This is a genomic window from Halomonas sp. M4R1S46 (assembly GCF_025725685.1).
Taxonomy (GTDB): domain Bacteria; phylum Pseudomonadota; class Gammaproteobacteria; order Pseudomonadales; family Halomonadaceae; genus Halomonas.
In genome coordinates this window covers 2,989,805-3,015,079 of the sequence record NZ_CP107008.1, presented here as the reverse complement: position 1 = coordinate 3,015,079, position 25,275 = coordinate 2,989,805, and the positions used below count along the sequence as shown (strand labels likewise).

18 protein-coding genes are annotated in these 25,275 nt (G+C 68.0%); 10 read left to right on the top strand and 8 right to left on the bottom strand.

What is annotated here, in order from left to right; genetic code table 11:
- Nucleotide 1 precedes the first annotated feature (1 nt).
- The 3 genes from hflC to OCT48_RS14030 all read left to right on the top strand — a co-directional run bounded on the left by hflC (nt 2) and on the right by OCT48_RS14030 (nt 3,816).
- Nucleotides 2-886, top strand: a complete 885-nt coding sequence (gene hflC / locus OCT48_RS14040; protein WP_263589752.1) for a protease modulator HflC — start codon at nt 2-4, stop codon at nt 884-886.
- Between the two features lie 367 nt (nt 887-1,253).
- A complete protein-coding gene (locus OCT48_RS14035; RefSeq protein WP_263589751.1) occupies nt 1,254-2,450 on the top strand; it encodes an ATP phosphoribosyltransferase regulatory subunit in 1,197 nt (398 codons plus the stop codon).
- Nucleotides 2,451-2,520: 70 nt separating this feature from the next.
- The gene (locus OCT48_RS14030) at nt 2,521-3,816 is read left to right on the top strand and encodes an adenylosuccinate synthase (protein ID WP_263589750.1); all 1,296 of its coding nucleotides are present in this window, start codon (nt 2,521-2,523) and stop codon (nt 3,814-3,816) included.
- Between the two features lie 95 nt (nt 3,817-3,911).
- Here the strand turns inward: OCT48_RS14030 and OCT48_RS14025 are convergent, their stop codons facing one another.
- The 8 genes from OCT48_RS14025 to OCT48_RS13990 form a co-directional block, all read right to left on the bottom strand.
- Nucleotides 3,912-6,677 (bottom strand): tetratricopeptide repeat protein, encoded by a 2,766-nt coding sequence (locus OCT48_RS14025; protein WP_263589749.1) that lies wholly within the window; start codon nt 6,675-6,677, stop codon nt 3,912-3,914.
- 46 nt (nt 6,678-6,723) lie between these two features.
- A complete protein-coding gene (locus tag OCT48_RS14020) occupies nt 6,724-7,983 on the bottom strand; it encodes an alginate lyase family protein (protein ID WP_263589748.1) in 1,260 nt (419 codons plus the stop codon).
- A 63-nt stretch (nt 7,984-8,046) separates the two neighbouring features.
- On the bottom strand, nt 8,047-8,937 hold the full coding sequence (locus tag OCT48_RS14015; RefSeq protein WP_263589747.1) for a polysaccharide lyase: 891 nt from the start codon (nt 8,935-8,937) through the stop codon (nt 8,047-8,049).
- Between the two features lie 68 nt (nt 8,938-9,005).
- Nucleotides 9,006-10,577 carry a PilZ domain-containing protein gene (locus OCT48_RS14010; RefSeq protein ID WP_263589746.1) on the bottom strand — a complete coding sequence of 524 codons (1,572 nt, stop codon included), beginning with the start codon at nt 10,575-10,577 and terminating at the stop codon, nt 9,006-9,008.
- A 41-nt stretch (nt 10,578-10,618) separates the two neighbouring features.
- On the bottom strand, nt 10,619-12,556 hold the full coding sequence (locus OCT48_RS14005; RefSeq protein ID WP_263589745.1) for a glycosyltransferase family 2 protein: 1,938 nt from the start codon (nt 12,554-12,556) through the stop codon (nt 10,619-10,621).
- Between the two features lie 11 nt (nt 12,557-12,567).
- Complete coding sequence (locus tag OCT48_RS14000) at nt 12,568-13,914, bottom strand: UDP-glucose dehydrogenase family protein (protein WP_263589744.1); 1,347 nt, start codon at nt 13,912-13,914, stop codon at nt 12,568-12,570.
- A gap of 578 nt (nt 13,915-14,492) precedes the next feature.
- The gene (locus tag OCT48_RS13995) at nt 14,493-16,154 is read right to left on the bottom strand and encodes a BCCT family transporter (protein ID WP_263589743.1); all 1,662 of its coding nucleotides are present in this window, start codon (nt 16,152-16,154) and stop codon (nt 14,493-14,495) included.
- Nucleotides 16,155-16,196: 42 nt separating this feature from the next.
- Nucleotides 16,197-16,622 (bottom strand): universal stress protein, encoded by a 426-nt coding sequence (locus OCT48_RS13990; RefSeq protein WP_263589742.1) that lies wholly within the window; start codon nt 16,620-16,622, stop codon nt 16,197-16,199.
- A gap of 469 nt (nt 16,623-17,091) precedes the next feature.
- On the opposite strand from OCT48_RS13990, the gene OCT48_RS13985 reads away from it, so the two are divergent.
- From OCT48_RS13985 to OCT48_RS13955, 7 genes are all read left to right on the top strand, one after another.
- Entirely contained in the window at nt 17,092-18,426 is a 1,335-nt protein-coding gene (locus OCT48_RS13985) for a flavin-containing monooxygenase (RefSeq protein WP_263589741.1), read from the top strand.
- Nucleotides 18,426-18,851 carry a RidA family protein gene (locus tag OCT48_RS13980; protein ID WP_263589740.1) on the top strand — a complete coding sequence of 142 codons (426 nt, stop codon included), beginning with the start codon at nt 18,426-18,428 and terminating at the stop codon, nt 18,849-18,851. Before OCT48_RS13985 ends, OCT48_RS13980 begins: the two co-directional genes overlap by 1 nt.
- Nucleotides 18,848-19,522 carry a DUF1028 domain-containing protein gene (locus OCT48_RS13975; protein WP_263589739.1) on the top strand — a complete coding sequence of 225 codons (675 nt, stop codon included), beginning with the start codon at nt 18,848-18,850 and terminating at the stop codon, nt 19,520-19,522. The genes OCT48_RS13980 and OCT48_RS13975 overlap by 4 nt, the downstream gene beginning before the upstream one ends.
- A 205-nt stretch (nt 19,523-19,727) precedes the next feature.
- Nucleotides 19,728-20,939, top strand: coding sequence for an acetylornithine deacetylase (argE, locus tag OCT48_RS13970; protein ID WP_263589738.1), 1,212 nt, complete (start codon nt 19,728-19,730; stop codon nt 20,937-20,939).
- Nucleotides 20,940-21,104: 165 nt separating this feature from the next.
- Nucleotides 21,105-22,055: a LysR family transcriptional regulator gene (locus tag OCT48_RS13965; RefSeq protein ID WP_263589737.1), complete on the top strand. Its 951-nt coding sequence runs from the start codon at nt 21,105-21,107 to the stop codon at nt 22,053-22,055.
- 219 nt (nt 22,056-22,274) lie between these two features.
- The gene (locus OCT48_RS13960; RefSeq protein WP_263589736.1) at nt 22,275-23,762 is read left to right on the top strand and encodes an aldehyde dehydrogenase; all 1,488 of its coding nucleotides are present in this window, start codon (nt 22,275-22,277) and stop codon (nt 23,760-23,762) included.
- A 73-nt stretch (nt 23,763-23,835) separates the two neighbouring features.
- A complete protein-coding gene (locus tag OCT48_RS13955; protein ID WP_263589735.1) occupies nt 23,836-25,248 on the top strand; it encodes an APC family permease in 1,413 nt (470 codons plus the stop codon).
- Nucleotides 25,249-25,275: the final 27 nt, after the last annotated feature.

Sequence of the window (25,275 nt, the reverse complement as noted above, 5' to 3'; positions counted from 1 at the left end):
CATGATCAACAACCGATCCCTGCTCATCGTCGGCGGCCTGGCCGCCGCGGCCTGGCTGGCCAGCAACAGCCTCTACGTGGTCGACGAGACCGAACGGGCGGTGAAGCTGCGCTTCGGCGAGATCATCGAGGAGAATATCCAGCCGGGGCTGCACGTCAAGATCCCGATCACTCAGACGATCCGCAAGTTCGACACCCGGGTGCTGACCCTGGACACCGACCCCAGTCGCTACCTGACCCTCGAGCAGAAGGCGGTGATCGTCGACTCCTATGTGCAGTGGCAGGTGGTCAATCCGACCCGCTACTACGAGGCCACGGCCGGCGACGAGCTGCAGGCGGTGCGGCTGATCCAGCCGCGGGTCGACGAGAGCCTGCGCAACGAGTTCGGTCGCCTGAATCTCACTCAGATCATCTCCGAGAGGCGCGATGATCTGATGACCGGGCCCACCCAGGATCTCGACAAGCTGATGCGCGAGGAACTCGGCGTGGCCATCCTCGACATCCGCGTCAAGCGCATCGACCTGCCCGAGGATGTTTCCTCCGCCGTGTATGAGCGCATGCGCTCCGAACGCGAGCGCCAGGCCCGCGAGTGGCGCGCCCAGGGGCAGGAAGAGGCGGAGCGCATCCGCGCCAACGCCGACCGCCGCCGGCAGGTGCTGCTGGCCCAGGCCCGTGCCCGCTCAGAGACGCTGCGTGGCGAGGGCGACGCCGAGGCGGCGGCGATCTTCTCCGAGGCCTACGGCAAGGACGAGGAGTTCTTCTCCTTCTGGCGCAGCCTCGAGGGCTACCGGTCGAGCTTCCAGGGCGACGGCAACATGTTGGTGCTGGATCCCTCCAGTGACTTCTTCCAGTACCTCAAGAGCCCCAGGCCCCAGTCCGGCCAGTGACGGCCCTGGGGGCGGCCCGTGCCGCCCCAGGGCTATCGCAGTTGAGTCTGATGAGGGGCGCCGGGGACAGGTCGTAGAGGGGGTCCTACGCCAAGGATGGCGTCGGTAGCGCCCAGGGAGGGGTTCACAGCGCCCCCTCGTAGACCTGTCGACGGATCAGCCCCGAGCGGCAACGCTATCTGCGATAGCCCTGCGTGCCGCCCCCCATGGGGTTCATCCCGCCCCCAAACGTGATAGACTCCTGTAACCGGGCGTGGCCCGGTTTTTTTGTGGCCTCTCCACTCCCGGCAATCTCCCTCCGGCGCCCCTGCCACGTCATGCCGCGAGGCTTGCCGAAGGCCAATCACCGTCTTGCAGGAAGAACGACATGACCATCGCTGACCGCTGGCTGCTGCCCGACGGCATGGACGAGGTACTGCCGCCCCAAGCCAGCCGCATGGAGGAGCTGCGTCGGGCGTTGCTCGACCTCTATCACCGCTGGGGCTACGATCAGGTGATGCCGCCCCCCGTGGAGTTCCTGGACTCCCTGCTCACCGGTACCGGCACCGAGCTGGATCTGCAGACCTTCAAGCTGACCGACCAGATGACCGGGCGCATGATGGGCGTCAGCGCCGACGTGACGCCCCAGGTGGCGCGCATGGATGCCCACTCCCTCAAGCGTCAGGGGCCGGTGCGGCTGTGCTACTGCACCACCGTGCTGCGTGCCAAGGCCGACCAGTACCAGGGCGGTCGCAGTCCGGTGCAGGTGGGGGTCGAGCTGTTCGGCCATGCCGGACTGGAGGCCGACGTGGAGATCCTGCGCCTGGCGCTGGCCAGCCTGCAGGCCGCCGGGGCCGGCGAGGTCCACCTGGCGATCGGTCATATCGGCATCTACCGCAGCCTGGTGCAGGCCGCCGACCTGGCCCCCGAACAGGAGAAGGCGGTGTTCGAGGCCCTCGAGCTCAAGTCGCCCGGGGCACTGGCCGCCCAGGTCGAGGCCAGCGTGGCGGACCCGGCGCTGGCGGCCATGCTGCGCGCCCTGGGCGAGCTGCATGGCGGCCCCGAGGTGCTCGACGAGGCCCGCGAGGCCTTCGCCGAGGCGCCCCAGGCGGTGGGGGCGGCGCTGGACCAGCTGCGGACCCTCTATCGGGGCGTGGCCGCCGAGCATCCCGAGGTCGACCTCTACTTCGACCTGGCCGAGCTGCGTGGCTACCAGTACCACACCGGGATGATGTTCGCGGCCTTCGTGCCCGGCTATGGCCAGGCGCTGGCCAAGGGCGGCCGCTACGATGACACCGGGCGCGCCTTCGGTCGGGCCCGGCCGGCCACCGGCTTCTCCCTGGAGCTCAAGCTGCTGGCCTCCCTGGTGCCCAGCGAGCCGCGTCACGATGGCATCTGGGCGCCGGTCGAGGGGGACGGCCTGGCCGAGGCCATCAATGCCCTGCGTCAGCAGGGCGAGCGGGTCGTCCAGGCGCTGCCGGGACAGCGTACCGGCCCCGCGGAACATCGCTGCCATCGACGCCTGGTCCAGGCCGACGGCGGCTGGCAGGTGGCGCCGCTGGCGCCGTCCACCGATCAGGCCTGAGCGGTCAGGCAGACACGATATCGACACCGGCCCGACAGCCGGCGGCGCAGCAACGAGAGACGAGAGCACTATGGGCAAGAACGTAGTCGTACTGGGCACCCAGTGGGGTGACGAAGGCAAGGGCAAGGTGGTCGATCTGCTCACCGAATCCGCCGATGCGGTGGTGCGCTTCCAGGGCGGTCACAACGCCGGACATACCCTGGTCATCGATGGCGAGAAGACCGTCCTGCACCTGATCCCCTCCGGCATCCTGCGTAACGACAAGACCTGCGTGATCGGCAATGGCGTGGTGCTGTCGCCGGAAGCGCTGATCGAGGAGATCCGCGAGCTGGAGGCCAAGGGCGTGCCGGTCCGCGAGCGCCTGCGCCTGTCGCCGGCTTGCCCGCTGATCCTGCCCTACCACGTGCGTCTCGACCAGGCCCGCGAGAAGGCCCGCGGCGTGGCCAAGATCGGCACCACCGGCCGCGGCATCGGCCCGGCCTACGAGGACAAGGTGGCCCGTCGCGGCCTGCGCCTGGGCGACATGCTGCACCGCGAGCGCTTCGCCTCGAAGCTCGGCGAGGTGCTGGACTACCACAACTTCGTGCTGACCCAGTACCACGGCGAGCCCGCGGTGGACTTCCAGCAGGTCCTCGACGACGCCATGGCCATGGCCGAGGAGCTGCGGCCGATGGTCTGCGATACCGTCAGCCTGGTCCATGACGTGCGCAAGGCCGGTGACAACATCCTCTTCGAGGGGGCCCAGGGCTCGCTGCTGGACATCGATCACGGCACCTATCCCTTCGTCACCAGCTCCAACACCACCGCCGGCGGGACCGCCACCGGGTCCGGCGTCGGTCCGCTGTACCTGGACTACGTGCTGGGCATCACCAAGGCCTATACCACCCGGGTGGGCTCCGGTCCCTTCCCCACCGAGCTGTTCGACGAGCATGGCCGCCACCTGGCCGAGAAGGGCCACGAGTTCGGCGCCACCACCGGCCGGGCGCGTCGCTGCGGCTGGTTCGATGCCGTGGCCCTGCGCCATGCCGTGCAGATCAACTCCGTGTCGGGGATCTGCCTGACCAAGCTCGACGTGCTCGACGGCCTGGAGAACATCCGCGTCTGCGTGGGCTATCGCAGCAAGGATGGCGACGTGCTGGACACCCCGGTGGACTCCGAAGGCTACGAGGCCGTCGAGCCGGTCTACCAGGACCTGCCCGGCTGGAGCGAGTCGACCCTGGGCGCCAAGCGCGTCGAGGACCTGCCGGCCAATGCCCGCGCCTACATCAGCTTCCTCGAGGAGCAGGTGGGGACCTCCATCGACATCATCTCCACCGGGCCGGACCGCAACGAGACCATCGTGCTGCGCAATCCCTTCGGCGGCTGAGCCGTCCGCCCCGTGCCCAGACGACAACAGGCCGGCAGGTGACTGCCGGCCTGTTGCGTTTTGGGGGAAGGGGAGCGGCGCGGCTCCCCCGGTTCTCAGCTCCTGGCGGAGGCCTGCTGCAGGGCGTCCATGGCGGCCTCGTCGGACAGCAGGTCGTGCAGCGTCTGGGCGGCCATCTCGCTGTCGCCGTCCATCACCTCGTTGAGCCACAGCATGGCCTGCTCGCGGTTGGCGTTCTCCAGGCCGTTGGCCGTCAGGTAGGCCTTGGCCAGCGCCAGGCGCGCGGTCTCGTGCCCCTGGCGGGCGGCGGCCAGCAGGTAGTCGGCCCCCTGGCGACGATCCATCTCGAGGCTGTCGCCGCGCAGCAGCTCCCGGCCCAGGGTGGCCTGGGCACCGGCATGGCCCTGCTCGGCGGCCTGCTCGAGCAGGCGCCGACCCCGGGCGGGGTCCGGGCTCATGCCGTTGTCGCCGCGCACCAGGGCCGTGCCGAGCAGGGTCTGGGCCGAGAGGTTGCCCGCCTCGCTGGCCCGGCCGAGCCAGGTCTTGGCCTGAGCCGGGTCGACGGCCACGCCCTTGCCTTCCAGGTAGGCCTCGCCCAGCAGCTGGGCGGCGTAGTCATCGCCGGCCTCGGCGGCACTGCGCAGCAGCTCGAGCCCGCGCTGGGTGTCCTGGGCAACATGCTCGCCCTTGAGCAGCGCCTCGGCCAAGGCGAGACGTGCCCCGCCATGGCCGTTGGCGGCGGCCTGCTCGAGCAGGCGCATGCCCCGCTCGGGATCGGCGGGCAGCCCCCGGCCGATGAGCAGGATCTCGCCCAGGTCGGCGCGGGCGCCGGCATGGCCGCTGGCGGCCGCGCTTTGCAGGTAGCGGGCACCCTTGGCCGCGTCACGCTGGACGCCCTGGCCCTCGAGGTACATGCGGCCCAGGTCGGCGCTCGCGCCGGGGTGTCCCTCGGAGGCGGCACGCTGCAGCCAGATGCGCGCCTGGCGCAGGTTCTGCTGGACCCCCCGACCGGTGAGGAAGGCCTCACCGAGGCTGGCCATGGAGCCGGGATGGCCAGCCTCGGCGGCCTCGACCAGTGCCTCGATGTCGCCGGCCTCGCCCTGGTCGTAGCGCAGCTGTGCCAGGGCATCTTCGGCCGACGAGTGGCCGGCATCCCGGGCCCGGGTCAGCCACTGCCTGGCCTGCTGGAGATCGCGAGGCACGCCCTCGCCCTTGCGGTAGGCACGGCCCATCACCACCATGGCGTAGGCGTCACCCTTGCGGGCCGCCTGTTCCAGCAGGGCCAGGCCACGGGACGGACGGCGCTCCTTGAGGGTGCCCTCGAGGTAGCCCTGGCCGAGGGCGGTCATGGCGGAGACGTCGCCGCTCTCCACCGCCCGGGTCAGCAGCTCCTCCGCCTTGGACGGATGGTAGGGCACAACCTCGCCCTCCAGGTAGGCCTCGCCGAGCATGCGCAGGGCGGCGGTCTGCCCCTGGTCGGCGGCCTCCTCGAGCAGCGTGACGGCCTTCTGGCCGTCCGCCGGCACGCCGCGTCCCTCCAGGTAGAGCGCCCCCAGTTGCTGGGTGGCGTAGGGATGACCCAGCTGGTGGCCACGCTTCAGGTAGTCGAGGGCGACCAGCGGCTGGCTGCTCACGGTCGTGTCATCGAGGTGGTAGGCGCCGAGCAACGCCAGGGCCAGGCCATCGCCCTGGGCGGCGGCCTCCTCGAGCAGTTCGACGCCGCGCTGTGGGTGGGCGGGCAGGCCCTCGCCGTGCAGCAGGGCGCGGCCCAGGGTGACCTTGGCGTCGACCGAGTCCTGGGCGATGGCCGCGCTCAGCCAGTGCTGGGCCTGGTCGGGACGCCGGGGGATGCCATTGCCCTCCAGCAGCGCCTTGCCGAGGGTCTCCATGGCGCCGACGTCGCCGTTCTGGGCGGCCTTCTCGAGCATGGTCAGGCCCTGGCGCGGGTTGTCGCCCTCCAGCAGGGCGCGACCGGCCTGGCTCAGGGCGTCCGAATCGCCGGCGTTGGCGGCCTTGGTCAGCCACTCCATGCGCCGCTGGGGCTGGTCGCCCAGCAGGCCGTCCGCCGTGTACAGGCCGGCGAGCTTGGCCATGGCGTCGACGTCGCCGTTACCGGCGCGCCGTTCCAGGGCCTCGGCATAGCGCTGGGCGTATTGCTGGGCCTGGCTCGGATCCTCCTTCAGCCAGCCCCCGCGGCGGTGAGCCTCGGCGAGGGCCTGTAGGGCCTCCTCGTTGCCGGCCTCGGCGGCCTTGCGGTATAGCGTGGATGCCAGCGCCGGGTCGGCATTGACGCCCTGACCGCCTTCGGCGAGAAGCTCGGCTAGGGCGACCTCGGCCCGCGGTCCGACCTCTTCCTCCATGGCCTGCTGGAGCAGGTGGTAGGCGAGCACGTCGTTACGCTCGACCCCCGCGCCCTCGCGGTACAGCTTGGCCAGGTTCAGGGAGGCATGGCCGAGGATGTAGGAGGGGGTCTTGATGGCCTCGGCATAGAGATTGGCCGCGCGGGTCGGGTCGGGTTCCACGCCCTTGCCCTGGTCGAAGATCTTGCCCATCTCGTAGTAGGCCTGGGGCAGGCCCTGCTGCATCAGCGACTCGATCTGGGCGATGGCTTCAAAGGGCTTGCCGGCCTCGATCAGCTGGTTGGCCTTCTCCACCTTGTTCTTGTGCATCCATTCCAGGTTGCGTGGCTGGCCGCCATCGAACCAGTCCTCGTACTGGGCGGGGACGGGGCCGCTGACATGGGGGGCGGGCTGCTGGAGCGCGGCACAGCCACTCAGCCAGACCAGCAGGCCGGCCGAGGCGGCCAGTCGCAGCCCGGGAGACTGGCCGGTGCGGGTAAGTGTGGGTGTGGTCTTGGTCATGATATCGGTCTGCCTCGAAGTAATGGATGGGGGCGGCCGGGAGCGATCACTCCACTCCCAGGCCCTTGAACGCGGCGTCCTCGCGCTGCTTTTCATCCATGACGATATTCCGCTGTGCATCGGGCTCCATGAAGTAGAGCGTTATGTAACCACCGGCACTGCGGTTGTAGATGGGCCGCACCCGGCGGATGAACTCGGCGATCTGCGGGTCGTGGTAGCGGGTCTGGTAGATTTCCATCCAGGAGAAGTACTGGTTGTCCTTGAGAAAGCCGGTGTACTGCTCAAGGGGGGCCATGTCGCCCAGGGCGGCGGGGTTCTCGAAGATCTCCAGGGCGAAGTCGACGGCCTCGTGGATGGTGTTGCCCTCGATCTCAAGCTCGAAGATGTCGTAGCCCTGGCGCGCGATGACCTGCATGTTGGTGACCAGGTAGAGCACGGCATAGTTCTGGTAGTGCGTCGCGCGCCGCCCGCGAGCCACCTCCATGGGCAGGGCGCCCTCCTCGGTGAGGTCGTGCAGCGCGGAATAGATGGCGCTGACACCGAAGCGGAACAGCTCGTTGTCCTCGGTCAGCACGCCGACCATGGTGGCGTAGAGGGCGCGGCGGTAGAAGTGGTTGTTGCAGCAGCTGTTGCCCGGCTGTCCCTGGATGTCCGAATGCTGGTGGGCCAGGTCGTTGAGCCAGGTCTCGATGCGTTGGCGTTCCTCCTGCATGCCCTCGAGCTCGGGACGGACCACCGAGTAGGCCATGGCGGCCGCGAAGATCATCGATTCGGTGGCGAACCAGGCCTGGGGCTCCATGGAGTCGTAGTAGAAGTTGGTCAGCGCCTCGTCCTGGGCCCACTTGTCGAGGAAGCGCACCAGGCACTCGGCGTAGTAGTCGTCGCCGGTGGCCACGTAGCTGCCGGCGAGCAGGGAGACGTTGTCCTCGAACTGGAAGAGGGGCTCCGAGGCCAGCTCCCATTCCTCGGGGCTGGGGTAGTAACCCGGGATCCGCATACGCGTGTCGATGGGCTTGTACTCCATCAGCTGCTCGCAGCTGGTGCCCGTCGACAGCTGGTCGATTTCCTGCAGCAGGATGGGGTTGTCGACGTCCTCGAGCAGCGCCATGCGCGCCTCGACATCGAAGTACGAGGCATCCGGCGCCGTCACCTTGTACTCGGAGAGGTCGAGCTCGGCTCGCTCCTCGAGCGTCATCGCCTGGGCCGCGGGGGTCCCTGCCGCGCCCAGGCCGCACAGGGCCAGGGAAAGCCCCGAGAGCAGACGCTGGGGCAGGGCGGCGCGGCGAAGGCCGGTGAACTGGGTCATGGGCATCGGAGCTCCTTGTGAAGCGGTGTCGGGACGGGCCGTCGGCACGGCCCGTCGGGTCGGTCAGGATCGGGGCGCGTAGAAGCGGAAGCCGGCGAAGTCGGCATGCTGGTCACGGGGCGTGCGCCAGTCCTCGCCATGTCCACCGAAGAAGGTGGAGAACATCAGGCCGTCGATGGTCACCGCCTCGCTGGTGCGATAGGTGATTCTCCGCTGCTCGAGGATCGGTCGACCGTCCACCCAAACGCGGGCCACGCCGTTGTCCTGGCCGGGGTCGTTGAGGATGATCTCCTGCTCGAGGGTGACCCACTGCCCGGTAGGGAAGCTCCACAGGCCCCGGCCCACCGACTTGCCGTATTCCTTGTCCTGGTTGACGGCGTACTCGTAGAGTTCGCCCTGGCCGTTCTCGCGCCACATGTAGCGCATCGAGAAGCCGTTCTCGCCGTTGGCCTCCTCGCCGCCGCTGGGGGCTTCGCCGCCGAACAGGCCGGGCAGCTTGCCGCCCTTGACGAAGTCGAAGCCCGGCTCGAAGCGGACCCGGTATTGCAGGCAGGCGCGTTCCGCCCCGGCCAGGGCGTCCGGCGCGGCATAGAAGCCGGCGCCCCCCTTCTCGGTATCGCCGGGGGACGAGGTGCCCTCTGGGTAACGAATCCGCAGGCCGGGCTCGTCGAGGCCGGTCTCGCCGGCCGAGAGCAATGCGACGTTGTCTTCGGTGCCCCAGTCCTTCTGGGTGCCGAAGCCGTCACGCACGGCGGACTTGGCATCCTCGGCCTGCGGCGCGGGCGCGGGAGAGGCGACCAGCGGATAGCGGGTCGAGCAGGCCGCCTCGCTGGGTATCGACAGGTTGTTGCCTTCATCACTCTTGGCCATGGCCGGTGCGGCCAGGCCGGGAAGCAGGGCCGCCATCAGCATGGCGAGGTGACGCTTACCGTTCGGAAGGGTGTCGTGAGACATGTCGGGCTCCGGTCGGGGCCGCCCGACGGGCGGCTGTGGTCATGAGCTAACGTATGGTACGGACGGGCTCAGCCCGATTGGCTGAGGTTGCCGCTGGTCTGGGCTTCCTGCTCGTCGCCGGTGAACAGGCCGAAGATGCCACCGAACAGCTGGCCAACGGCGCGCCCGCCCTGCCAGATCCACTCGGCGGTGGTGCCGATCAGCGGGGCCTCGGTGAAGCGAACATCGACCGGGGTGCCGACGGCGTCGGCCGGCAGCGGCTTCTCCGGCACCAGCAGCACGCTGGCCACGTTCTGCTGCTGACGCACCCAGTTGGGGAAGCCGGCACGCGGCTGGCGCTCGATGTCGAGGGCCACGCTGCGTACCCGGGCACTGATCGGCCCCGAGGTGTGCGGCAGCGAGATGTAGGCCTTCTGGTTGGGATCGATGTTGTCGATGTCGTCCATGTGCACCAGGGCCTCGACCATGATGTCGTTCTCCCCGGTACGGATGAGCGTCATGATCTTTTCGCTCTCGTTGATGTAGGTCCCGTCGGAACTGCTCAGGGCCCAGGCCACCAGGCAGTTGCAGGGGCTGTAGATCTCGTTCTGGGACTGACGGGCCTCGAGGGCGGTGATGCGCGAGTTCTGGAAGTCCCGGGCCGTCTCGAACTGGTCGATGCGGGCCTGGGCGATCTCCGGCGACACCGTCTCGAAGCTCACCGACTCGCCGTTGGCCGGCTTGGCGGAGTTGGCCAGGCTGACCTGGTTGGCGCCGGAGTCGATGTTGTTCTGCAGGTTCTCGATCAGCTTGCTGTTGTAGTTCTGGGCCGCCTTGGCCAGGATCAGGTCAGATTCCAGGTCGACGTTCTTGACGCTGGTCAGCTTGGCGTCGCGCTCCACTCGGTCGCCGGCCTGGAGGTCGTGGGCCTGGAGGATGCCCGGCCCCGGCGCCCGGATATCGATGCGCGGTGCCGTCACCGCGGCGAAGCTCGGCTCGATCAGCATGAAGTTGCGATAGGCCGTGGCGGCCGCCACCAGGGCCAGCACGCCGAAGGCCATGAACAGCGCCACATAGCGCCCCAGCGGCTTGGGCGGGCGCTGGGCGGATTGGGGGGCGGACATGCCCGCCTCGTTCCGGCGCTTGCGCGGCGTCTGGGGGTCCTCGCCGGCCATCAAGCCTTCCACGTCGACCTCGCGGCCGCTCAGGCTCGCGCGGATCACCCGGCGCAGGAGCTCGAGGTGGCCCGGGGAGATGTCGGTGATCTCGAAGCCCGCGGTATGACTGCGTCCCTGTGCCGTCGCCGTGCAATGCCGGCACTCGGCGGACACGGGGATGGTCAATTCGGCGCCGCCCGCCAGGATCAGCAGCGAGGCCTTGATCCGGGCCCCGCTGCGGAGGGGGCGCTCGCTGTGGATCGCGAAGCCGCCCTGGGAGAGGTCGACCCCGTCGAAGAGGGTGCCGTCCTCCATCTTGACCTGGAAGGTCCGCGCCACGCGGATATAGCGCCGCTCGTCACGGCGTTCGTGGGCGATGCCCACGCCGGGTGTCTGCGGGCGCTGCCGGGCCTGATTGTTCTCCTGGGGGGCCGGCGAGTCATCTCGCTGGCCCCCCAGTGTGGGTTCGCTGCGTTCGTGATTATCGGCGTAATAGTCGGTCATGGGTGTCTCCTAGAGAGTTCTCCTGGCTCCTGCCTGCGTGCTCAGGAGCGGCCGGGTTGCACTCTGATGTTCAGGTCGACGAGGGGGACGGTCCGGTCGTCTAGCTCGAGGACGCAGCCCGGCGACGCGCCGCAGGTCTCGATCCCGCTGCCGTCGAGGGGACGACCACTGGCGTCGCGGATATGTCGGGCCAGCGCGGGGCTGATGTCCAGCGTGGTCGTCTGGCCACCGGCGGCCCCCGTCAGGCGCTCGGTTCTCATGCGGTCGGTGGTGGCCACGATCTCGAGCAGGCCCTCGTCCAGCTGCAGGCGCTCCGGCGGCAGCATGACGGTGCCGCTGGGTGACCCATCGGCGAGCGTCATGGCCATCCAGCGGTTGGCCGTCCCCATGTTCGGCGTCGTGCTCGAGGCCTGCGCCTCGCTGGGGGCCGGGCCCTGCAGGATGGCCATGGCGGTGCGATCGGGAGGCTGCAGCACGCCGGTGGCCAGCAGCAGCACGTAGAGCATCACGGCGACGAAGAAACCATGCAGCACGTGACCCATGCGCCGCTGTCGACTGACGGCGACGGGGTCGCTGGGCTCGCCGGCGGAGATCCCCTGGCGCGACCATTTCTGGCGATTGAAGCGAAAGCTGACATAGGTCTTGAGCAGGGCCCCGAAGACCTGGTTGTAGTAGATCAGCGGGATCCACAGCAGGCTGAAGCGGCCGCGCTGCCAGGCCAGGATCAGCGTCGAGATGCTGCGCGTGAACAGGATCCACAGCGCATAGGCGAAGATGAACGACGGGCGCACGAACAGGGTCACCAGGATCACCACCATGGGGCCGATCAGGGTCGTCCACATGGAGAGCCGCTGGTCGACCAGGCTCCACCAGGTGAAGATGCCCATCGGGCGCGGGCCCAGGGCGATCGCCCGGCCGCTGGTGCGCAGCATGTTGCCGTACCAGCGACGCATCAGGTCGGTGGTCGACTTGAAGAAGCGCCGACGATCCGGCAGCTCCTCGAACCCGGAGACGTAGACATCCGGCAGGTAGAGCATCCGCCAGCCGTTCTTGAGCAGCCAGTACCAGGTCGACTTGTCGTCCCCCGAGAGGAACTTGAAGTTGCCGAAGCGCCAGTGCTCCACATGGTCGTTCTCCACCAGCTCGATGAAGCTCGGCTGCGTGGCCAGGTCGAGGCGGAAGGCGCTGTAGCGGCCGGTCAGTACCAGCAGGCGCCGCGATACCGACAGCGAGCTCATGACCAGGTGACGCTGGGCATAGCGCAGGTCGTACCATTCCTTGGTGACGTCACCGCCGGTCACGATGGCACTGTTGTTGGTGGTCAGCGCCCCCAGGTCCTCGTTGGTCTTGAAGAAGGACAGGGAGCGCGACAGGGTGCCCGGCTCCAGCAGGATGTCGCCATCCATCGAGACCAGCAGGGCGTCCGGCGCCGGCGCGCGACGCGAGATGGCGCGCAGCACCTCCGCCATCGCGGAGCGCTTGCCGTCGCCCTTCTGGAACATGTAGCGGAGCTCGACGTTGTCCGGCCAGCCGAGGTCTTCCATCACATGGGTGATGATGTCGACGTCGGTGCGGTCGGACAGCGAGGCGAAGATCGTCGTCGGCACCCCGTAGTCCCGGACCTCGCGCACCAGCCCTTCGTAGACTTGATAGCTGACATCGGGGTCGATGCGAAACGAGGTACACAGCACGTACAGCTCGCTGGGCTTGGCGGTGTCCCCCGCGGCATCCGCCGCGGCCCTCAGCCGCGGAAAGATGCGCCGGTTGTACCACACCGAGCGCAGGGCCTGGACGATCCACCAGGAGTAGCGCCAGGCGCCGACGGCTCCGATGGCGAAGAAGAAGCTCTTCGACGCCGGGGAAAAGACCTCCGACGGCAGCTCGGTGAGCAGCACCACCAGCAGGGCCAGCAGCAGTAGCAGGGCGGTCAGCTCCGTCGCCTTGCTGGCGACGGAAGTGTGGTCTGGGAGCTTCGACATGTCGCTGCCTCTCAGGAGACGACGGGACGGACGGAGGCGCCTCGGCCGATGGCGTAGTAGGTGAGGCCAGCCTCCTGGGCGCTCTGGGGCGAGAAGAGGTTGCGGCCATCGACCACCACCGGCTCGATCAGCCGCTCGCGCAGCTTGACGAAGTCGACGGTGCGGAAGGCCTTCCACTCGGTGCAGATGACCAGGGCATGGGCGCCCTCGAGGGTCTCGTCACGATGCTCGGTGACGTCCAGGTCGTTGCGGTTGCCATAGATGCGCAGGCACTCCTCGGCGGCCTCGGGGTCATAGGCTTGCACCCGGGCACCGGCCTGCCACAGGGCCTCCATCAGGGCGCGGCTGGGCGCCTCGCGCATGTCGTCGGTGTTGGGCTTGAAGGCCAGGCCCCACAGCGCGATGGTCTTGCCGGCCAGGTCGCCGTTGAAGGCCTGGCTGAGCATCTCGAACAGGCGGCTCTTCTGGCGCGCGTTGACCTGCTCGACGGCGGTGATCAGCTCGGCGGGGTAACCGGCCGCCTCGGCGGTGTGGGCCAGCGCCTTGACGTCCTTGGGGAAGCAGGAGCCACCGTAGCCGCAGCCCGGGTAGATGAAGTGGTAGCCGATCCGCGGGTCGCTGCCGATGCCGTGGCGTACCTCCTCGATGTCGGCGCCCAGGCGCTCGGAGAGGTTGGCGATCTCGTTGATGAAGCTGATCTTGGTGGCCAGCATGGCATTGGCGGCGTACTTGGTCAGTTCGGCGCTGCGCACGCCCATGAACATCAACTTGTCCCGCTGGCGGTTGTAGGGGCCGTAGCACTCGCGCATGACCTTGCGGACGCGCTCGGACTCGGTGCCCACCACGATGCGTGCGCCGCGCGAGAAGTCCTCGATGGCGGCGCCTTCCTTGAGGAACTCGGGGTTGGAGCAGACGTCGAACTCGAGGTCCACGCCACGCGCCTCGAGGGTCGCGGCGACGGTCCGCTCGACCTTGCTGGCGGTCCCCACCGGCACCGTCGACTTGTCGACGATGATGCGGTACTCGGTCATGTGGGTGGCGATGGTCTCGGCGACCTTGAGCACATGCGTCAGGTCGGCACTGCCGTCCTCGTCGGAGGGCGTGCCCACGGCGATGAACTGGAGCAGACCGAAATCGACCGCCGCCTTGGCATCATTGGTGAAGTGCAGCCGACCCTCCTCCAGATTCTGGTGGATCAGCGTCTCGAGGCCCGGCTCGTAGATCGGCACCTCGCCCTGGCTGAGGCGGGCCACCTTCTCGGCGTCCACATCGACGCACATCACCTCGTGGCCGACCTCGGCGAGGCAGGCGCCAGTGACGAGTCCTACATATCCGGAACCGAAGATGGTGATCTTCATGGGCGTCGTCGCTCCTTGTCTTGGGCTTGAACGTTCTGCGTTGCCTCGTGTCTCGATGGGCAACGAGGAGTGAATGCAAACGTGTGTATGCCGGTAAGTAGAGCAATAATCGCGCCAATAAAAAAAATCCTTTATCTATCAGTCAATTATAAGTTGAGTTGATGAAGCGTGATCGCCAGGGAGGGGCCGGAGGGGATGAAATCTGTCGCCTCTAGGCAACAGCTTGGGCTTTGGTTCAGGGGCGAGGCGAGATTCCGGGGGGCCAAAACCGGTGGGAAGGGAGGGCGCCATGCCGGGACGCCGCTCTCGCCGCAAGGCCCGCCAGATAGGGGCCGGGGGGCTGGCCGGGGGAAGGCGCGGGGGCCACCGACAGGAGGCCGGTCGACGCCCGGCAACACCGGGTGTAGCGAACCGTCGACATCGTCTGCTGTCGGGCGACACCCGGTGTAGCGAGCCGTCGACACCGGCCCCGGAACGTGACGGCCCGCCGCCGGTCCTCGTCGACGCGTGGCAGGCCAACAACGCGAAAGGCGGCCCGCGGGCCGCCTTTCGTGGGTGTCGAGACTATGGGTCGACGGTCAGACGCTCCTGGGCTCGCTCATCAGGCCCTTGACGATGGCGTAGCAGGCCGCCAGCAGGACCAGGGTGAACGGCAGGCCGGTGGTGATCACCGCCGTCTGCAGTGCCGTCAGGCCGCCGCCCAGCAGCAGGGCGATGGCGACGGCACCCTCGATGATCGCCCAGAAGATGCGCTGCGGCTTGGGCGCGTCCACCTTGCCGCCGGCGGTGATGGAGTCGATCACCAGCGACCCGGAGTCCGAGGAGGTGATGAAGAACACCATCACCAGCACGATGGCCACGAAGGAGGTGATCGCGGTCAGCGGCAGCTGGCCGAGCATCTGGAAGAGCTGCAGCTCGAGGGCTGCCTCCCGGACGCCTTCGAAGCCCTGGTTGACGGCCTGGTCGATGGCGGTGCCGCCGAAGGAGGTCATCCACAGCACCGAGACGATGGACGGCACCAACAGCACGGCGACCAGGAACTCGCGCACGGTGCGGCCGCGGGAGACCCGGGCGATGAACATGCCGACGAAGGGCGACCAGGCGATCCACCAGGCCCAGTAGAAGGCCGTCCAGCCCTGGGAGAAGTTGGCGTCTTCACGCCCGAAGGGGTTGGAGAGCGCCGGGAGGTTCACGGCGTAGGAGACCAGGTTCTCGAAGAAGCCGGTGGCGATCATCAGGGTCGGGCCGACGGCGATCACGAAGGCCAGCAGCAGGAAGGCCAGTATCATGTTGAACTGGGAAAGGCGCTGTACCCCCTTCTCGACGCCGAGCACCACCGAGCACAGCGCCACCGCGGTGATGCCCATGATCAGCAGCACCATGGTGGTGTTGGTGGCGGGCACGCCGAACAGGTAGCCGAGCCCCGCGGTGGCCTGGGTGGCACCCAGCCCCAGGGAGGTGGCCAGACCGAACAGGGTGGCGAACACCGCCAGAATGTCGATGACATGGCCCGGCCAGCCCCAGACGCGCTCACCCAGGATGGGGTAGAAGATCGAGCGCATGGTCAGCGGTAGCCCCTTGTTGTAGGAGAACAGCGCCAGCGCGAGTGCTACCACCGCGTAGATGCCCCAGGGATGCAGGCCCCAGTGGAAGATGGTGGCGGCCATGCCCAGCGAGATGGCGCCCTCCTGGTTGCCGGCGGCCGCGCCCAGCGGCGACCAGTCGGTGCGCACCCCGCCTTCCACGGTGGTGCCGCCCATGGCGGTGTCGAAGTGCGTGATCGGCTCGGAGACACCGTAGAACATCAGGCCGATGCCCATGCCGGCGGCGAACAGCATGGAGAACCAGCCGAGGTAGCTGAAGTCCGGGGTGGCGTGGGCACCGCCGATCCGAACCTTCCCGAGCGGGGTGAAGATCAACACGATGGACAACACTACGAAGATGTTGGCCGCCAGCAGGAAGAACCATGCCAGGTTCCCGGTGAGGAAGCTGAACATGGCATTGAAGATCGGTTCCACCTGGTCCTGCAGGGCCAGGGTGATGATCACGAAGAACAGGATCACCAGCGAGGAGAAGGTGAAGACCTTGCCATGCAGGTCGAGCTTGATCCCCATGGCGCTGGCGGTGATGTTGTCCTGGCCGATCACGTAGTCGGTATCGATGAGGTTGGCCGGGCCTTCGGGGGCGGGTATGCCCTCGGAAGGCGCGGTCGCCTCTGGAGCTTTGTGGTTGTTCGTCACGATAGACTCTCCTTGTAGACGTCGATGTGCGAAGTGTAGGCGTCAATCCTGCTGGGGGCGCACCAGGAAGACCGAAGCCTTGGTGTGGGTGGCGACCTTGCCGCCATGGGAAGGGATGACGACGTCCAGGTGCTTCGGCGGATGGGTCGGCATGATCACCAGGTCGGCACCGACCTCGTCGATGGCATCGATCAGCACATCGTCCAGGTCGGCGATGGGGTCCGGGGTGGTGATCACCCTGGCGCTGACCGGCTGGCCGTGCACCTTGGCCCGCTCCTGGGCGAAGGCCTCCAGCTTCTGCTGGTATTCCTCCGGGTTGTGCGCCACTCTGCCCGGGACCGTGGCGGTGACGGCCACATAGCAGACCTCGGCGCCGTAGTGCCTGGCCTGGTCCGCCACCACCTGAAGCGATGGTTCGATCACATCGAAGTGCGCCAGGTCCACTGGCACCATTATCTTCTTGTACATGCCTGCGCTCCTCCTGCGTATGGTATCGACTGGCTCTTCTGACCAGTGTGGCCTGTTGAGCTCCATGAAGCTTGTCGCGCTTTCAACGGATTACGCCAAAAATCGGGACCTGAAATCGCCACTTTCCGGTGGTGCGTCATCGACGAGCGAACGGACTCGACGCATTCGGATAACGCATTCTAATCATTCGATGAATCTCTGATAACCGTAAATTTGATATCCATATGGCGTGCCGATTGCTTGTCTCGACGCGTCGCCATCATGCCAAGGGGCGATCTCGGGCGTTGACCCGTTACCCCGCGTTGAAGACGGTGGCGCGCTACCAACCCTGAGAAGGAGAGGCCGCAGGGATGGTGATGAGACCGGGAGTTTTGAATAGTTTTTTCTGATTCTCTTTACATTATAAATATATTTTAACTAATCAGATGGTGCTCCTAAGGTGGTCGACACGACAACAAGGAGACCTCCCATGACCGAGTTTGCTGTTGAAAGAGTGGAAATCGATACGCTTGTCGTTGGCGGCGGTCAGGCGGGTGTGGCCATGAGCGAACACCTGGGCAATCTCGGGGTGCCGCACCTGGTGCTGGAGCGCGATCGTATCGCCGAAGCCTGGCGCACCAGCCGCTGGGACTCGCTGGTGGCCAACGGTCCGGCCTGGCACGACCGCTTCCCGGGCATGGAGTTCGATGACGTCGATGCCGATGCCTTCGCCTCCAAGGAGCGGGTGGCGGCCTACTTCGAGGCCTACGCGGGCAAGATCGGCGCGCCCATCCGCACCGGTGTGGAGGTCCGCAAGGTCGAACGCAACGAGGGCCGGCCGGGGTTCACCGTCGAGACCTCCGAGGGCGTGATCGAGGCCCATCGCGTGGTGGCGGCTACGGGGCCTTTTCAGCGCCCCGTGATTCCGCCAATCGCGCCCGACGACGAGCGCCTCGTGCAGATCCATTCGTCGGCGTACCGCAACCCCCGGCAGCTGCCCGAGGGCGCCGTGCTGGTGGTCGGCGCTGGGTCGTCGGGGGTGCAGATTGCCGAGGAACTGCAGCGCAGCGGCAAGCGCGTCTACCTCTCGGTGGGGCCCCACGACCGCCCGCCGCGCGCCTATCGCGGGCGTGACTTCTGCTGGTGGCTGGGCGTGCTCGGCGAGTGGGACGCCGAGGTCATGAAGCCGGGCACCGAGCATGTCACCATCGCCGTGAGCGGGGCGAACGGCGGCAAGACGATCGACTTCCGTGAACTGGCGCACCAGGGCATGACGCTGGTCGGCCGGACGCAGGCCTTCAAGGACGGCGTGGCGACCTTCGAGGCCGACCTGGCCGACAACCTGGCACGCGGCGATGCGAACTACCTGGCGATGCTGGATGCCGCGGACGACTACGCCGCCCGCAATGGCCTCGACTTGCCGGAAGAGCCCGAAGCACGCCGCATTCCTCCCGACCCGGCATGCGTGACCGAGCCGGTTCGCGAGCTGGACCTGAATGATGCCGGCGTGACCGCCATCGTCTGGGCCACCGGCTTCACGGTGGACTACGACTGGCTCGCCGTCGACGCCTTCGACGAGCACGGCAAGCCGCAGCATCAGCGCGGCGTGTCCAGCGAGCCGGGCGTCTACTTCGTGGGCCTGCCCTGGCTGTCGCGGCGCGGCTCCAGCTTCATCTGGGGCGTCTGGCACGATGCCAAGCACATCGCCGACCACATCGCCACCCAGCGCAAGTACCTGGCCTACCACGAAACCGCCCAGCGCCAGGAAACGCACACCCCAGCCGAGCCATCCATCGACGATACCAGCGCAGAGAGGGTCAGCTGATGCCGACGCACACGCGAATCCGCATGTTCAACACCCAGGAAACGTACCCCAACCAGGCGTTGGACAACGATCTCTGTCAGGCGGTGAAGGCGGGCAACACCGTCTATGTCCGTGGTCAGGTCGGCACCGACTTCGAGGGGCGGCTGGTCGGTTTGGGTGACCCGCGGGTCCAGGCCGAGCAGGCCATGAAGAACGTCAAGCGGCTGCTCGAGGAGGCCGGCTCCGACCTCAGCCATATCGTCAAGACCACCACCTACCTCACCGATCCGCGTTTCCGCGAGCCGGTCTATCGCGAGGTGGGCAATTGGCTCAAGGGCGTCTTCCCGATCTCCACCGGCCTGGTGGTGGCCGGCCTCGCCCAGCCCGAATGGCTGATGGAGATCGACGTCATCGCCGTCATTCCCGACGAGGAGGCCAACTCATGACCTTTTCCATCGCCGGCTTCTGTCGCGAGACCGGGCAGATCGGCACCGCCATCAGCTCCTCGAGCATCTGCGTGGCCAGCCGCTGCCCCTTCATCGCCCCCGGCAAGGGGGCGGTGTTGACCCAGAACGTGACCAACCCCGCGCTGGGTCAGTTGGGCGTGCGGCTGCTCGAGGCAGGGCTCGGCGCCGAGGCCGTGCTGGCACGACTCCGCGAGCACGAGGATTACCCCGAGTGGCGCCAGCTGCAGGTCCTCGACGGCGAGGGCCGCAGCGCCGTGCACAGTGGCGTCGAGACCCTGGGCATCCACGCCACCCGGCAGGGCCGGGACTGCGTGGCGGGCGGCAACATGCTCGCCGACACGGGCGTGATCGATGCCATGGTCGCGGCCTTCGAAGCCGATGACGGCGAACTCGCCGAGCGCCTGATGGCCGCCATGGACGCGGGCCTGGCCGCGGGTGGCGAGATGGGGCCGGTGTTCTCGGCGGGGCTCAAGGTCACCGACCGGGCCAGCTGGCCGGTGGTCGACCTGAGAGTCGACTGGCACATTGCACCGCTGGCCGAGCTGCGCATGATCTGGGAGCATTATCTGCCGCAGCGTGACGCCTATGTGCTGCGGGCGGTGCGCCCCGACGAGTCGCCGTCCTACGGCGTGCCGGGCGACGAGCGCTGATATCACCCTGACCAGACCGCCCGCGCTGGACAAGACTAGGGGCGCCGTGGACAGGCCGAAGAGGAGGTCCTACGCCAGGGATGGCGTCGCTAGCGCCCATGGAAGGGTTTACAGCGCCTCCTCGAAGGCCTGTCGACGGATCAGCCCCGAGCCGGTGCGATCATCATGGCTGTCTTTTTCCTTCCCTGACCATTCGGGTGTTCCCATGTCCCAGGATTCCGTCGTCGACCTGCTCGCCGAGCTGGTGGCCTTCGACACCACCAGCCACCGTTCCAACCTGCCGCTGATCGCCTTCATCGAGGATTATCTGGGCCGCCACGGCGTGGCCTCGCGTCGCGTGACCGATGATAGCGGCGAGAAGGCCAACCTCTATGCCACCATCGGCCCGCTGGCTCGCCCCGGGGTGATGCTCTCCGGTCACACCGATACCGTGCCGGTCACCGGCCAGGCCTGGAGCGTCGATCCGTTCCGGCTGACCGCCGAGGGCGAGCGCCTGTACGGCCGTGGCACCGCCGACATGAAGGGCTTCCTGGCCGCGGTGCTCGCCGCGGTGCCCGCCCTGGTCGAGGCCGACCTCGCCGTGCCCGTGCACCTGGCGTTCTCCCACGACGAGGAGGTGGGCTGCCTGGGGGTGCGCACCCTGCTCGCCGACCTGGCCCACCAGCCGGTGCGGCCGGCGGCCTGCCTGGTCGGCGAGCCGACCTCCATGCGCCTCGCCACCGCCCACAAGGGCAAGCTCGCGGTACGGCTGCACGTGCGCGGCAAGGCCTGCCATTCCGGCATGGCCCCCCAGGGCGTCAATGCCATCCATGCCGCCGCCCGGCTGGTGACCTGGGTCGAAGAGACGGCTGCCGCCAAGGCCATTCGAGGGCCCTTCGACGCGCGCTTCGCGATTCCCCATACCACCCTCCAGGTGGGCACCATCCAGGGCGGTGCGGCGCTGAATATCGTGCCCCAGGATTGCTGTCTGGACATCGAGATCCGCAACGTCGCCGAGGACGATCCCGAGGCGATGCTCGGCGAGCTGATGGCCCTGGCCGCCTCGCTGGAGGCCGAGATGCGCGAGACGCATCCTGAGGCCAGCATTCGGCTGGAGCGCCTCAGCGACTATCCCGGCCTGTCGATGGCCGACGACGCGGCCCTGGTGGCCTTCATCCTGGCGCTGCTCGACGAGCGGACCCTGGAACGCATCGGCTACGGCACCGAAGGGGGGCTTTTCCAGCGCGAGTTGGGGATCCCGACCCTGGTCTGCGGGCCCGGCAGCATGGCCCAGGGCCATCAGCCCGACGAGTTCGTGACCCGCGACCAGCTGGCCCGCTGCGAGGCCTTCCTGGCCCGGCTGATCGAGGCCCTCTCGGGGCCCGAGGCGCGGCGGCGCCTGGCCGCCGGCGAGCTGCCGGTCGCCGACCCGGCGTGATGCGTTGTGCCTTGCCCCCGTGGCGGCGAGGCAATGACCCGACCGTCAGGGCGCCTTGCCGCGCTGAGAGCGGACGAGACGCACAAAGGTGGCGCCTGATATGCTGACGGGGCTCGCCCCGCGCCCGTCGCGGGGCGCCTGTTCGTCAGCGGCGGAAACGACCCGATGCGTCCATTCACCCTCAAGCAGCTGCGCTACTTCGTGGTCGCCGGCGAGCTCTCCAGCGTCACCCAGGCGGCCCGCAAGCTGCACGTCTCCCAGCCCTCGATCTCCGCGGCCATCCAGCAGATCGAGGAGATCACCGGCCTGCAGCTGTTCGTGCGGCATCATGCCCAGGGCCTGTCGCTGACGCCCTCGGGCAAGCAGCTGCTGATTCGGGCACGCCAGCTGTTGCGCGATGCCGAGGGACTGGAGAAGTACGCCCTCTCGCTGGGCGAGGAGATCGGCGGCGAATTGCGGCTGGTGGCCTTTCCCACCTTCGCGCCGGTCTTCCTGCCACAGCTGCTGCGGCGCTACGCCGACCGGCACCCGGGGGTGAGCCTCTACTGCGACGAGATGAACCAGGTCGATGTCGTGCGCGGCCTGAGCCAGGGGGACTACGAGCTGGCCTTCACCTACGATCTCCAGGTCCCCGAGGAGATCGACTTCACGCCGCTCTATCGCTTTCCCCCCTATGCCGTGGTCGCCGCCGATCATCCCCTGAGCCTGCGCGACAGCATCGGCCTCGCCGAGCTGGTGGCCTATCCCATGGTGCTGCTCGACTGGCCGCTGAGCCGCGAGTACTTCCTGTCGATCTTCACTCGTCATGGCCTGTCGCCGTCCGTGGCCCATCGCGCCAAGTCCATGGACATGCTGCGCGGCCTGGTGGCCAACGGCTTCGGCTTCTCGCTGTTCAACACCCCCCTGACCGCCCTCGAGTCGCTCGACGGCGGGCGCCTGACGGCCCTGCCCCTGGAGGACGAGGCCCAGCCGCTCTCCATGGGCATCGCCTGCCTGCGCGGGCTGCGCCTGAGCCCCGCCGCCGAGGCCATGCATCGCCTGGCCCAGGACAGCGAGGCGCGAGGTGACGTCTTCGAACGCCTGGGCACGAGCACGGGACTGGCGGCCAACCCCTGAGCGGGGGCCGGCCCTTTCCAAGGACGACACAGCGCATCGGAGGTGACCCGCCCGGTCGGGGCGTGACCGCTCGGGTCCTCTGCATAGGAATTTATGATCCTTTTCTTCGAATTATAATATTTTATTTAATCAGGAGGCCGGGACTATCGTGACCCTAAGGTCGTGACACACGTCAATGCGATCCCGACAACAACGACTCTGACAACGGAGACCCACCCGATGGCGGCACATGATCTGTCCTTCTGGCGTGACCTGCGCTCCCGGCTGACCCTGCCGGATGGGGCCTTCATCGACGGCCGGCGCGTCCAGGCCGGCGACGGCGAGACCCTGACCACCTGGAACCCGGCCACCGGCGAGGCCCTGACCGAGGTCGCGGCCTGCGGTGCCGAGGACGTGGATCGCGCCGTGGCCGCGGCGCGGCGCAGCTTCGAGGCCGGTGACTGGTCGCGCGCCGCGCCGGCCAGCCGCAAGGCCGTGCTGCAGCGCCTGTCGGCGCTGATGATGGCGCATCAGGAAGAGCTGGCCCTGCTCGAAACCCTGGACACCGGCAAGCCGATCCGCGATGCCTTCGAGCTCGACATTCCCGGCGCGGCCGGCTGCTTCGGCTGGTACGCCGAGGCCACCGACAAGCTCTACGGCGAGGTGGCGCCCACCGATGGCGACAACCTGGCCACCATCACCCGCGAGCCCGTCGGCGTGGTGGCCGCGGTGATCCCCTGGAACTTTCCTCTCGATATCACCGCCTGGAAGCTGGCCCCGGCGCTGGCGGCGGGCAACAGCGTGATCCTCAAGCCCGCCGAGTCGTCCCCGCTCACCGCCCTGCGCCTGGCGCAGCTGGCCAGCGAAGCGGGCATCCCCGACGGCGTCTTCAATGTCCTGCCGGGCCACGGTCACATCACCGGCGAGGCCCTGGGCCTGCACGCGGACGTGGACTGCCTGACCTTCACCGGCTCCACGGCCACCGGCAAGCGCTTCCTCGAGTATGCCTCCCGCTCGAACATGAAGCAGGTCTGGCTGGAGTGCGGCGGCAAGAGCCCCAACCTGGTGTTCGCCGACAGCGATCTGGACGCCGCGGCGAAGACCGCGGTGCAGGGCATCTACTTCAACCAGGGCGAGGTGTGCTCGGCCAACTCGCGGATCCTGGTCCAGCGCGACGCCAAGGACGCCTTCGTCGAGCGCTTCGTGGCCGCCGCCTCCGAGCTGGTGGTCGGCGACCCGCTGGACCCGGCCACCGACGTCGGCTCGCTGATCGACGCCGGGCATGCCGGCAGGGTGCGCGACTACATCTCGCTGGGCCTGGAAGAGGGCGCGCGTCTGGCGCTGGGCGAGGCGCCGAGCGGCGAGGAACAGGATGCCTTCGTGTCGCCGACGCTGTTCGAGGCCGTGACCCCGGAGATGACCATCGCTCGCGAGGAGATCTTCGGGCCGGTGGCGGTGCTGATCGAATTCGCCGACGAGGACGAGGCGGTGGCCATCGCCAACGACTCCATCTACGGCCTGGCGGCGTCCGTGTGGACCGAGAACCTGTCGCGGGCGCATCGCGTCTCGCGCCGCCTGCGGGCGGGCACGGTCTCGGTGAACACCGTGGACGCCATCGACTTCACCACGCCCTTCGGCGGCTACAAGCAGTCCGGCTTCGGCCGCGACCTGTCGCTGCATGCCCTGGACAAGTTCACCCAGCTCAAGACCACCTGGGTGCGCCTATGAGCCGCCCCTGACCCCGCCCGCCGGTGCCTCACCGGCGGGTGCGACCCCCCACAACAACAAGAGGGTGACGACAATGCAAGATGCCATATCCAAATCGGCGGCGGCCACGACCGCCACCGACAAGAAGGCCCGAGGCGTCCTGGGTCTCAAGTCCCTGATGGCCGTGGCGGTCGGCCTGGTGGTATCCCAGGGCGTCATGGTGCTGATGCTCCAGGGCGTCGGCATCGCCGGGGCCGCCTTCATCGTGCCGTTGGCCATCGCCTGGGTGCTGGCGCTGTGCTATGCGGCGTCCTTCTCCGAACTGGCCCTGCTGGTGCCCCGGGCGGGGAGCCTTAGCGCCTACACCGAGGTGGCCCTGGGGCACTTCCCGGCGATCCTCTCGGTGTTCTCCGGCTATGTGGTGGTGGCGATGTTCGCGCTGTCCGCCGAGCTGATGCTGGTCAACTACCTGATCGGCGTGCTCTATCCGGCCGTGGAAGGGACCCACTACGTCGCCTTCGGCATCCTCGGCGCCTTCACGGTGCTCAACCTGCTGGGCATCGATGTCTTCGCCAAGCTGCAGAACGTGCTGGCCTTCGCCATGGTGGTGGCCCTGACCCTGCTCGGCGTCAGTGCCCTGACGGGCGGCTTCGCGCCTCATCGGTTCGCGGCCGCCGAGCTGGCCGCCGGCTTCAACCTGGGCGAGGGCGCCTTCACCCTGATCGCCCTGGCCATCTGGGGTTATGTGGGCGCCGAGTTCGTCTGCCCGCTGGTCGGCGATACGCGCCGTCCCGAGCGCTATATCCCGCGCTCCATGTACCTGGGTCTGACCGTGATCTTCGGGGTGTTCGCCCTCTACTGCCTGGGCGCGCTCTTCTACCTGCCGCGCGACGTGCTGATGACCGCCGAGCTGCCGCACCTGGAGTATGCCAGTGCCGCCTTCGGCGGATCGGGCACCTTCCTGCTGGCCGTGGCGGCGATCACCGCGACCTGCAGCACGGTGAACACCTCGCTGGCCGCCGTGCCGCGGATGCTGCAGGGCATGGCCGAGCAGGGCCAGGCCTTCCCGATGCTGGGCTGGCTGACCCGGTCCACCCGCGCCCCCTGGGTCGCGGTGCTGTTCACCGCCGGCGTCACCGGCCTGCCGCTGCTGATCTGGGGCAACGACGCCAGCACCGTGGGCCTGTTGCTGATCTCCGCGGCCATCGCCTGGCTGATCGCCTACATCATCGCCCATGTCAACGTCATCGCCCTGCGCATTCGCTACCCCGAGGCCGAGCGTCCCTACCGTTCGCCCCTCTATCCGTTGCCGCAGCTGATCGGCATCGCCGGCATGGTCTACGCCATCGTCTATGCCTCGCCGGCGCCGGAACTGACCGCGGAGATCTTCACCAACGCCGGCGTGGTGCTAGGCCTGGTCAGCGTCGTCGCCGTGGCCTGGATCAAGCTGGTGATGAAGAAGCCGCTGTTCAAGCCCGAACCCCTGGACCAGATCGCCAAGCGCTGAGAAGACAACTACGCGAGGCGCCGCCCG